The 10,699-nt window shown below is 71.1% G+C and carries 6 protein-coding genes; 2 read left to right on the forward strand and 4 right to left on the reverse strand.

Annotation, left to right across the window (positions count from 1 at the left end):
• Positions 1-36: 36 nt before the first annotated feature.
• Positions 37-3,324 (reverse strand): non-ribosomal peptide synthetase, encoded by a 3,288-nt coding sequence (locus tag ACZ3KJ_RS26295; RefSeq protein ID WP_467530550.1) that lies wholly within the window; start codon positions 3,322-3,324, stop codon positions 37-39.
• A gap of 55 nt (positions 3,325-3,379) precedes the next feature.
• On the reverse strand, positions 3,380-5,989 hold the full coding sequence (locus tag ACZ3KJ_RS26300) for a Pls/PosA family non-ribosomal peptide synthetase (protein ID WP_467530552.1): 2,610 nt from the start codon (positions 5,987-5,989) through the stop codon (positions 3,380-3,382).
• Positions 5,990-6,414: 425 nt separating this feature from the next.
• Between ACZ3KJ_RS26300 and ACZ3KJ_RS26305 the strand changes: the two genes are divergently transcribed.
• Positions 6,415-7,209: an MBL fold metallo-hydrolase gene (locus ACZ3KJ_RS26305; RefSeq protein ID WP_467530554.1), complete on the forward strand. Its 795-nt coding sequence runs from the start codon at positions 6,415-6,417 to the stop codon at positions 7,207-7,209.
• A gap of 32 nt (positions 7,210-7,241) precedes the next feature.
• Here ACZ3KJ_RS26305 and ACZ3KJ_RS26310 read toward each other — a convergent pair whose 3' ends face one another.
• The gene (locus tag ACZ3KJ_RS26310) at positions 7,242-7,892 is read right to left on the reverse strand and encodes a TetR/AcrR family transcriptional regulator (RefSeq protein ID WP_467530555.1); all 651 of its coding nucleotides are present in this window, start codon (positions 7,890-7,892) and stop codon (positions 7,242-7,244) included.
• 53 nt (positions 7,893-7,945) lie between these two features.
• On the opposite strand from ACZ3KJ_RS26310, the gene ACZ3KJ_RS26315 reads away from it, so the two are divergent.
• A complete protein-coding gene (locus tag ACZ3KJ_RS26315; protein ID WP_467530557.1) occupies positions 7,946-9,229 on the forward strand; it encodes an oxygenase MpaB family protein in 1,284 nt (427 codons plus the stop codon).
• Here ACZ3KJ_RS26315 and ACZ3KJ_RS26320 read toward each other — a convergent pair.
• Complete coding sequence (locus tag ACZ3KJ_RS26320; RefSeq protein ID WP_467530559.1) at positions 9,226-10,638, reverse strand: amino acid permease; 1,413 nt, start codon at positions 10,636-10,638, stop codon at positions 9,226-9,228. The two genes, ACZ3KJ_RS26315 and ACZ3KJ_RS26320, sit on opposite strands and share 4 nt — an antisense overlap.
• Positions 10,639-10,699 lie beyond the last annotated feature (61 nt).

The raw sequence follows: 10,699 nt of genomic DNA on the forward strand, positions 1-10,699 counted from the left end.
TCCTTTCGATGTGCGGGGAGTGCGGCCGTGCACCGCTCAGGGAGAAGGGAGCAGTTCGGTGGCGCGCAGGACGACCTGCGCCGCCTCGGCCGGACGGGTGCGCAGGAAGTAGTGGCCGCCCCCGCCGAGTTCGTGCAGGTCGACGCGGGCGGCGAGGAGTTCCCAGTCGCGGTGGCGACGCGGGTGACCGGCGGTGACCGGGTCGTCGTCGGCGACGACCACGGTGAGCGGCGCGGACAGCTTCACCACCGGGGGAGTGTCGAGGAGGCCGGCGAGGTGGCGGTGCGCCGACACGAAGTCGTGCCGGTAGGCGGCACCGACGTGTTCGGCGCGCTGCGCGTCCAGCTCGTGGAGCTGGGTGCAGCCGCCGTCCCTGCCCAGCCTCGCGGCGATCTCGGCGTCGCTCTCCAGGCTCAGCTCGGTGACCGCGTCGCGTGGACCGGCGGTGTCTTCGGGCAGCAGAGCGGCGACGAACACCCGTCGGACGCCCAGTCCGCGCTCCTCGAGCTGCCTGGCCGTCTCCACGGCGAAGACGCCGCCCGAGGAGTGACCCCACAGCAGGACGTCGGACAGGCCGCGGTCGGCGATCTCGGCGACGACCTGGGCGACGACGTCCGCGAACGGCGCGAAGGGCTCGCTCTCGGCGGCCACGTCGTGACCGGGCAGCTCGACGGCGAGGACGGCGATCCCACTGTCCCGCAGCGCCCTGGCCATCGGCTGGAAGTTCACCGCGTTGCCGCCCGCGTAGGGGAAGCACACCAGGACACCGGTCGGTGCGCCCTCCGGCTCGTACAGGGACTGGAGCAGTCCGGGCCGCCGGTCGGACCTGCCGTCGACCAGGGCCGCCAGATCGGCGAGGACCGGATGACGGGTCACGTCCTTGAGCGACACCGCGCGGTCCAGGGCGATCGCCAGCTTCACGGCCGACAGCGACGTGCCGCCCCGGTCGAAGAAGTGGTCCCGTCGGTCGATCCGGTCCTGCGGGATGCCGAGCACGTCCGCCCAGGCGGCCGCCAGCCGCCGCTCGGTCGGCGTCCCCGGCGCCCGGTGGCCGTCATCAAGGTCCTCGACGGCGTCGAGGTCCGCCGCGAGCGCCGCCAGCGCCCTCTTGTCGGTCTTGCCGTTGGCGGTCAGCGGCAGCCGCTCCCGCCAGTGGAAGGCCGACGGCACCATGTACGGCGCCAGCGACGCGCGCAGCCGGTCCCGCAGGTCCTCCGCGGGGCGCGGCCGCGGCCCGGTGCAGAAGGCCACGAGGCGCTTGCCCCCGTCGGGCCCCTCGACGACCACCACCGCACCGTCACGGACACCGGGCACCCGCAGCAGGGTGTTCTCGATCTCCCCGATCTCGATCCTGAAGCCACGGATCTTGACCTGGGTGTCGCGGCGTCCGAGGAACTCCAGCTTGCCCTCGGGCAGCCAGCGGCCGTGGTCTCCACTGCGGTACAGCCGGGCTCCCTCGCGGTGCGGATCGGGCAGGAACGCCTGTGCGGTGCGCTCCGGGTCGTTGACGTATCCGCGGCCGACGCACACACCGGAGAAGACGATCTCGCCGGGCGCGCCGAGCGGCACCGGCGACAGCCCCTCGTCGACGACGTAGACGTGCACATTGCCGACGGGGCGGCCGAGCGGGACCCGTTCGCGGTCCGGCACCCGGTCCATGACCTCGTGGTTGGTGTCGTCGGAGGTCTCGGTCAGGCCGTACGCGTTGACCAGCTTGATGCCGGGCTCGGCCGTGAACCAGCGCTGCGCGAGCTCCTTCTTCAACGCCTCGCCGGTGACGGACACGCACCGCAGGGCGGGCAGCTCACGCGGGTGCTGCTCCAGGTACGCCAGGACGACTTCGAGGTACGACGGGACGACCTGGAGCACGGCGACCCGGCCGCGGGCGATCCGGTCGACAAACCTCTCGACGTCCAGGATCACCTCCTGCTCGACCAGCAGGGTCCGGCCGCCGACCAGGAGCGCGGACACCAGCTGCCACAGTGAGATGTCGAAGCACTGGGGCGCGGTCTGGGCGACCACCCGGCCCTCGCCGATCTCCAGGTCGTCGATCTTGGCGTAGAGGTGGTTGAGCAGGCCGGCGTGCTCGCACATCGCGCCCTTGGGCTCTCCCGTGGAGCCGGAGGTGAAGTAGATGTAGGCGAGCTGGTCCGCGGTGACGGCGATGCCCGGGTCGTCGTCGGCGTGGCCCTCGTCGTACGCCGTGCCGATGACGAGCTTGTGGACGCCGGGGAGCGAGTCCAGGGCCCGGTCGAGCGAGTCGGTGCCGGAGGGCTCGGTGAGCACCAGCGCGCACTCGGCGCGCGTGAGCATGGCCGCGATGCGGTCGGCCGGGAAGCGCGGCTCGACGGGCAGGTACACGCCTCCGGCCTTGAACACCGCGAGGACGGAGGCCATCCAGTCCAGGTTCCTCTCGGTCACCACCGCGACGACGCCTTCGCGCCGCAGCCCGCGGGCCAGCAGGGCCCGTGCCAGCCGGTTGGCGCGCGCGTTGAGTTCCCGGTAGGTCCACTGCCGGTCGCCGTGCACGGCGGCGACGGCGTCCGGGTGGTCCTTCACCCGCTGCTCGAACACCTCGTGCGCCCGGGCGTCCGGCAGGGTGCGACGCGGTCCGGCCAGTCCTTCGAGCTGGAACCGGAGCTCCTCGGCGGACAGCAGGCTCTGCCGCGCGTGCTCGGCTTCCGGGTCCGCGGCGATGAGCGCGAGCGCGGTGAGGTGGTAACCGGCGATCCTGGCCGCGCAGTCCGCGTCGAGCACGTCGGTCCGGTACCGCAGCCGCAGCACGGTCCGGCCGCCGTGCTCCGCGCATCCCACCCGGAGCACGGTGTCCGCGTCGAGACCGCCGCCGACGCCGGCCGGACGGGGGGCGGAGGCCTCGTGCGGATCGAGGACGGTCTCGAACGACGGCCCGGCCAGGCCCAGTTCGCGTGCGAGGGCGTCGACCGGGAAGTCCTGACGGGACTGCACCTCCGAGGTGACGCGATGGGTCTCCACCAGCAGCGCCCGCCACGACCGCGGTGCCGTCGTCAGCCGGCAGGGCAACGGCGGGCCGCCCTCCGCGGGCACGTAGCCGGTCGTGACGTCCTGCTCGCCGGACAGCGCGGCGACGACCACGGTGTGCGCGGCCAGCAGCACGGAGTCCACCGGGATCGCGAGGGCCTTCGCCAACCGGCGCACGGCCTCCATGACGTCGCCCGGGACCGTGCTCTCGTGCTCGGCGACGCCCGTCACCGGACGGAGCGTCCACCGCGGGATCGCGGTGGGTCCGCCGGCGGTGAGCACACCGCGCCAGAACTCCCGATCCGCCTCTGCTCGCGTTGCCATCGTTGCGTCCCTCTCCACTCGCCAAGGCCACCGTGTCTGTCGCTGCCGCCGCCGGTCAGGGCAGCTGCACTGCCGTCGCCGCCGCCGTCGGACCGGGGGTGTCCCGCATCTCCGTGGCGGGGTTCCCGCCCCACCGTGCGTGCCGGGGGACTTCCTCCCCCTTCATCAGGAAGGAGTCGGGCGCGAGCACCGAGCCGTCGCCCATCGTCACGCCGTAGTGGACATGGGTGCCGACACCGAGGGTGGCTCCGTCGCCGATCGTGCTGCGGTCGGACTTGAACGTGCCGTCCTCCTGCGAGTGGCACTGGACCTTGCTCCCCACGTTGAGGGTGCAGCCGTCCCCGATGGTGGTGAGCTGCCGCTCCGTGATGTAGCAGCCGTCGTCGAAGACCCTGCTGCCGATCCGCACGCCCAGGAGGCGCCAGAGCACGGTCTTGAACGGGGTGCCGTTGAAGATCTGGAGGTGCTCGTCGGGCACCTTCCACAGCCGCTCGTGCCACCAGAAGTACGGTTCGTAGATGGAGCACAGGCGCGGTTGCAGCCCGCGGAAAGCCACGACGGCACGCTCCACCAGGGCGTAGTAGAGCGGGGTGAACACCAGGCTGAACACCAGGAACGCCGCGATCGACACATGTCCGAAGGAGTCGTACAGCTCGACGTCCGCGAAGGCGACCGCCGTGAGCACGAAGAAGTACAGCCACCGTACGAGCAGGAAGAGGACCATCGACCGGACGTTGTAGCGGTTCTTCGCGGCGAGGCTGCGGCGCAACGCGTCCCCGGTCCGCAGGTGGTCGAACCGGGAGTCGCGCTCCACCGTCCGGGGAATCTCGAAGCACGGTGAGCCGAGCAGACCCACCCCCTCGCGCACCTCGCCGTCGAGCGGGATCATCACCTTCGTCGCGAGGAGGCAGTTGTCGCCCGTCCTGCCCCCGGCCGGATAGGCGATGTTGTTCCCGAGGAAGTTGTGGGGCCCGATCGACACCCGGGACACCCGGAACGACGTACTCGAGAAGTCCGCGTTGACGATGGACAGGCCGTCGGCGACCATCGTGCCGCTTCCCACGGAGCACAGATAGGGGGTCTCGTGCTGCACTTCCGTGCCGAAGTTCGACCCGGTCTGCTCCACCCGGGACAGGTCGTACCCCAGGCCGCGCAGATAGTGGACGATGTAGGAGCTGTCGCCCAGCAGCCATTTGAAGAACTTCACATTGGTGAGGCGTGTGATCGCCCGGTGCGTCGAGTAGTGGAATCCGTACAGCGGATACACCCTGTCCGGTTCGATGACCAGGTTCATCAGACGGGGGACGGCGAACAGAACGGCGGCGCCCACGACGACGAAGCCGAAGAAGAGGACCGAGGAGACGATCAACGCGTCGACGTACAGCTCCGGCGACACCAGTCCCGCCGCTCCCGGACCCAGCCGGTCGCTCAGCGCGGGCACCTGTGTCAGCAGCATGTACGGTCCCCCGACGGCCAGCGGCACGGCGAGGAGGAACAGCTGGACCACGGTGGCGAGCGTGAAGCCGGCCCGGCGCAGGGCGCCGCACCCGGCGGGCGGGACCCGCACGTAGTCGACGTCCGTGCGCTGCGCCGGAGAGCCGTGCCACCGCTGGCCGTCCGGGACCGCCTGGCCCCGGTGGAGCGAGGACGTGTGACCGAGCTGCGCCCCGTCGCCCAGGGACGTGTCGATGTCGAGCACGGTCTTCTCGCCGATGAACACGTCCCGGCCGACGGTGATCCGGCCCGTCTGGATGCGGCCGGCGTGCGCCCGGTAGCAGAGGAAGAACGACTCCTTGCGGATCACCGTCCCCGCGCCGATCGTGAGCAGGTCGGTGCAGACCGGAACCGAGCGGGAGAGGATCGTGACGTCCTTGCCGATCCGTGCGCCGAGGGCCCGAAGGTACAGCACGTACAGGGGATTGCCGACGAAGAGGACCATCGGGTTGGCGTGGAGCAGCACCTTGACGGTCCAGAAGCGCAGATAGGCCAGGCCCCAGACCGGGAATTCCCGGGCGGTCCACCGGCCGACGAGGATCCACTTGGCCGCGATCGGGAAAACGCACATGCCGACGAGGGCGGCGCCGCCGAACGCGACCGATCTCAGGTAGAGGTCGGGCAGATCCGATCCCGCGGACACCCATTCATAGCCGCGGGCGGTGATCAGTGCGGCGGTGAACGAATAGGCCAGAAAGAGCAGGAACTGCAACGCTCCACAGAGGATGTATTGCAGCGTGCCGACCGGGGAGACCTCCTCCGGCGGTGCCGGGGCCGGTGGACGCGCGGCGACGCGCGGCGCGGCGGTACCGGTTCCGGATGCGACGTCCGTGCCGGCGAGCGCCGTCGCCAGACCGCGGACCGTCGGATGACGGTAGACGTCCTTCATCGACACGGACGGCAGATCGGCGCGCTTCCTGACCCGTGCGCAGAACTGGGCCATCACCAGTGAATTCCCGCCGAGGTCCGCGAAGAAATCACTGTCGGACGGCACCCGGTCGACGCGTATGACGCCGGCGAGGATCTCGGCGAATTCCCTCTCCACGTCCCTCGACGGGCTGCTGTCCGCAGGCGGAGTCCGCTCCGCCGGCGAGACGCCGGTGCTGCACGTGGCGACCGCGGATTCATTCGGCACGGTCGTCGTGAGAGACTCGGCAGATTTGTCCACCAATGCGAACTCCTTGAGGGAACGTTGATCGGCGTCGACCGGTGTGACCGGCGTCCGGTTGCCTCGCACCGAGCCGGTTGCCGCGCACCGGGTGCGGTCCGCTGCGCGGCCATGGCGGCCCGGGCGCTGCGAGGTCACATATGCGTGGCCTCCCGAAACCGGCTTCAGCATCCGTCGTCCACCGGCGGCGTGCCACTCGACTCGATCGCCGTGGCGCGACAGGAAGGCCCCTGGAGGCCGGTGGGCTCGCCTTCCGGGCGCCTCGGCGAAGGATCCGCGGGCCAGCGGCCGGTTACTGCGCTCGGGGGGTCGTTAGCCCGGCCGGAAGCGGGGCGCGCCGCGGCATCGGCGGATGTCCTCGGACCGGGTGTTTAGCGAACGACTGTCTGCTAAATTTTGGCGAACGATCGTACGTCAAGGGGGCGGCTGTGCGGATCAGATGGCTGGGCTGGGCCGGAGTGGAACTCGAAGCGCAGGGCGAGAGCCTGGTCATCGACCTGCTCGGCCGGCCCGAAGGCGTCCTGGAGGGAACCGGCCTGTCGGCCCCCATGCCGACGGTCACGCCCCCGCACACACAGGGCCATGTGCTCGCGGGGCTCTGCACGCACCTGCACCGGGACCACACGGACGCGGCCGCGCTCGCCCGGGCACTGCGCCCCGGAGGCACGGTGCTGCACCCCCGGCCCTTCGGCGGCGACGACCACGAGAACCTCTGGACGCTCCAGGCCGACGGCGAACTCACCCGCTGGGATCTGCCCCGTCGAGAGATGGGACCGTGGGAGACCGCCACGGTGGGACCGTTCACCGTCGCGGCGGTCCCGGCGGTCGACGCGCTCGGAGATCCACAGGTGTCCTGGGCGGTCGAGGCCGGCGGAAAGCGCGTCATCCATCTGGGCGACAGCATGTTCCACGGCTACTGGTGGCGCGCCGCCCACCGGTTCGGCCCCTTCGACGCCGTGCTGACGCCCGTCAACGGGCCGACCGTGTGCTTCCCGCACTGTCAGCCGGCGAGTCCGTACCCGGCCTCGCTCGACGCCGGGCACGCGGCCGTGGCCGCGCGACTGCTGGGAGCGGGCATCGCGGTGCCGATCCACTACGACGGATTCCACATCACCGGCTTCTACGACACCCGGCCCGACGAACTGTCCCGTTTCCTCGACGCGGCCGCGACCGAGGCGTACGAAGCCCTCGCCCTCGAGCCGGGCGAAGCCGTGAGTCTCTGACCGTCCTCACCCCACCGAGCCCCCGGCGGGCGTCACGAGGCCGGCCTGAGGTAGTTGAGAGCGAGGTGGGTGAGCTCCTCGACGAACCGCTCCCTCGGGATCGGCGGCCGGTCGAGGAGATTCCGCACGGTGAGGTGCTCGACCGTGCGCACCAGCATCCACACCGCCGTGTCGAGGGAGGTGTCCGGCCGCAGTCCCCGGCGCCGTGTCGTCAGATAGGCGAGGACCAGCTCCCCGATGCGCTGCTCGAAGGCCCGCAGCGTGCGACCGCCGTCGAGCCGGGGGCCGTCCTCGACCGCCGCCCGCAGGAACGGCGGCTCCACGTCGAGTCCGTCGAGCAGCGCCGTGAGGGTGCTCCGGACGACCACGGGCGCGGACTGCTCGAACTGGCCCGACATACGGGCGGTGACGCGGGAGACGAGTGCGTCGCTGTAGCGCTCCAGAACCGCCGAGACGATGGCGTCCTTGTGCGGGAAGTACTGGTACAGCGATCCGGGGCTGACCCCGGCCGCCGCCGCGATCCGGCTGGTCGACGCCCCCTCGTAGCCGTGTTCGGCGAGCACCCGCCCACCGGCGTCGAGGATCCGCTCCACCGTCGCCCGGGACCGGTCCTGGCGCGGCGTCCTGCGCGGCGGGACGCGAGCGGCCGTGGTGCGCCGCGCGCCGGGACGGGGCGATGACATGGGCGTCAGAACGCGAATTGAACGCGAGTACGAGAAGCCGTCAGCATCGACACATGGTCGCACACGAGCCCGCGCAGCGTGAGAGCCCCGACGGGCCGGACGACGTGACGGCGCCCCCGGCCCCGTACCCGCGACGCTTCCGCGAGACCGAGAGCCTCAACCGCCGGCTCGGCAGGCCGCTGCGGATGCTGCTGCTGCGCCGGGGCGGCGTGGACCCGGAGCTGCTGGCGTCCATCGGCGAGCGGCTCATGGCGCGCGACGAGATCGGGGCGGCGCTGGCGAGCGCCATGCGGACCTCCGGCACGGCGGATCCGGAGAGGGTGTCGATGAGGCAGTTCCGGCGCGCCCTCGCCGACGGGATCGACGCGGTGCCGTCGGCGCCCCGGGCGCTGCGCGACTTCTTCGCCGCGGTCGACGCCGTACCGGCCTGGGTCGACTTCGACCTGGTCGACGAGGGCGGCCGGGTGGCCCGCCGGTTCGGCCGCAACTCCGCCGACGTCCTGTTGCAGCTGGCCCTGATCGGCTCCTACCGGTTCGACGGACCGCCGAACCTGCTGGTCGAGACCGGCGGCCTGACCGGTGGATCCGCACTGCGCCGGATCGCCGAGACCCAGCGGTGGGCGACCGCGGTCACCGGCCACGACGCGATGCGCCGCGACGGCCAGGGCTTCCGCCTCACGGTGCACGTCCGCCTCATGCACGCCTTGGTCAACCACGCGGCCGAGCGGAACGAGCACTGGGACACCGGGCGTTGGGGACTGCCGGTCAACCGGTCCGACCTGGCCGCGACACTCGGCCTGTTCAACGCGGTCCAGCTGCTCGGAGTCCGGCTCCTCGGGGTCCGTGTCACGCGCGCCGATTCGCGGGCCCTGATGCACCTGTGGAAGTACGTGGGCCACGTGATGGGCGTGGACGAGGAGTGGCTCTTCGACCGCGAACTCTCCCAACACCGTTTCAACTACCATCTGTTGCTCACCCAGAGCTACGGCGGTGCGGCCGGACCGCCGCTGGCCGACGCCCTCGTGGCGGCCCAGGGCTCCCTGCACTTCACCCGCTTCGCCCGGGTGCGCCGCGCCTACGCCCGGGCACGGCTGCTGAGCATGCTGCGCTACTTCCTCGGCCGCCGGGGCATGCGGGACCTGGGCCTGCCGGTGGCCCTGCCCTGGGCCGTGCCGCCCCTGCTGGCCGCCAACCTCCTGCGCCACCACGTCCTCGGTCGCACCGCGGCGGGCCGCGCGTACCTGCTGCGCAGCGGCGACCGGTTCATCCGACGGCATCTGCGGCGACACTTCGGCGAGCAGGCCCCGGACGTCGCCGCCCTGCCGCCCGCAGGCTAACGGCGGGCCATCTCCGACCGCCGGTACGAGTACCCGAAGTAGATCACGAGGCCCAGCGCGAACCACACGGCGAACCGCACCCAGGTCTGCCACCGCAGGAACGTGATCAGCCAGAGCGAGAAGACGATCCCCACCGCCGGCACGAACGGCATCCACGGCGTACGGAACGTCCGCGGCAGCTCCGGCTGCCGGTACCGCAGTACGATCACCGCCGCGCACACCACCACGAACGCCAGCAGGATGCCGATGTTGGTCAGCTCGGCCGCCTCGCCGATCGGCAGGAACCCGGCGATGGCGGCCGAGGCGAACCCGACGATCCAGGTGACGCGGGTCGGGACGTGCCGCGTCGGATGCGTCTTGGCGAACCACTCGGGCAGCAGCCCGTCGCGGGCCATCGCGAACCACACGCGGGTCACGCCCAGCATGAAGGTGAACATCACCGTCAGGATGCCGATGATGGCGCCCACCGCGATCACATCCGCGAGCCCGCTCAGCCCCACCGACTTGAACGCCGTCGAGAACCCGCTCTCCGGGTCGATGTCCTTGTAGTCCTGCATGCCCGTGAGCACCAGGCAGGCGGCCACGTACAGCACCATCGAGATCGCCAGCGAGTACAGGATCGCCTTCGGCATGTGCCGCTGCGCGTCCTTCGACTCCTCGGCCGCCGTCGACATCGCGTCGTAGCCGAAGACCGCGAAGAACACGGTCGCCGCACCGGTGAACGCGCCGCTGATGCCGAACGGGAAGAACGGCGTGTAATTGTCGGTGTCGATGTAGAAGACGCCGACCCCGATGACCAGCAGCACGACCAGCACCTTCAGCACGACCACCGCGGTCTCGAAGCGGGCCGCGTTCCTGATCCCGAGGTTCAGCAGGTACGCGATGAGCAGGCACAGCAGCGCGGCGAACAGGTCGATGCGGTGCCCGCCGCCGGTGCCGGGCGCCCCCAGCATCCAGGCGGGCAGATCGGCGCCCGTCTCGTTGACGAGGAAGCTGAAGTAGCCGGAGATGCCGATCGCCACCACCGCCACGATCGCCGTGTACTCCAGCAGCAGGTCCCAGCCGATGAACCAGCCCACGACCTCGCCGAGCACCGCGTAGCCGTACGTGTACGCCGACCCCGCCTTCGGGATGAGCCCCGCGAACTCCGCGTACGACAGCGCCGCCGCGGCGCTGGCCACACCGGCGATGAGGAAGGAGATGAGCACGGCCGGCCCGGCCGTACCGTTCGCCACGGTGCCCGCGAGGGTGAAGATGCCCGCGCCGATGATGCCGCCCACGCCGATCGCGGTGAGCTGCCACAGCCCGAGCGACCGTTCCAGCCGGGTGCCCTCGACGAGTTCCGTCTCCTCGATGTGCTCAATGGGTTTGCGGCGGAAAATACCCTCACCCATACGGAGCCTGGCCATGCGCCTCACCTCTTTGTGATCAGCAAAAGGCTGACGGCGGATCATGATGGCTCAGCGGCGG

The organism is Streptomyces sp. NPDC003248, from assembly GCF_055563235.1.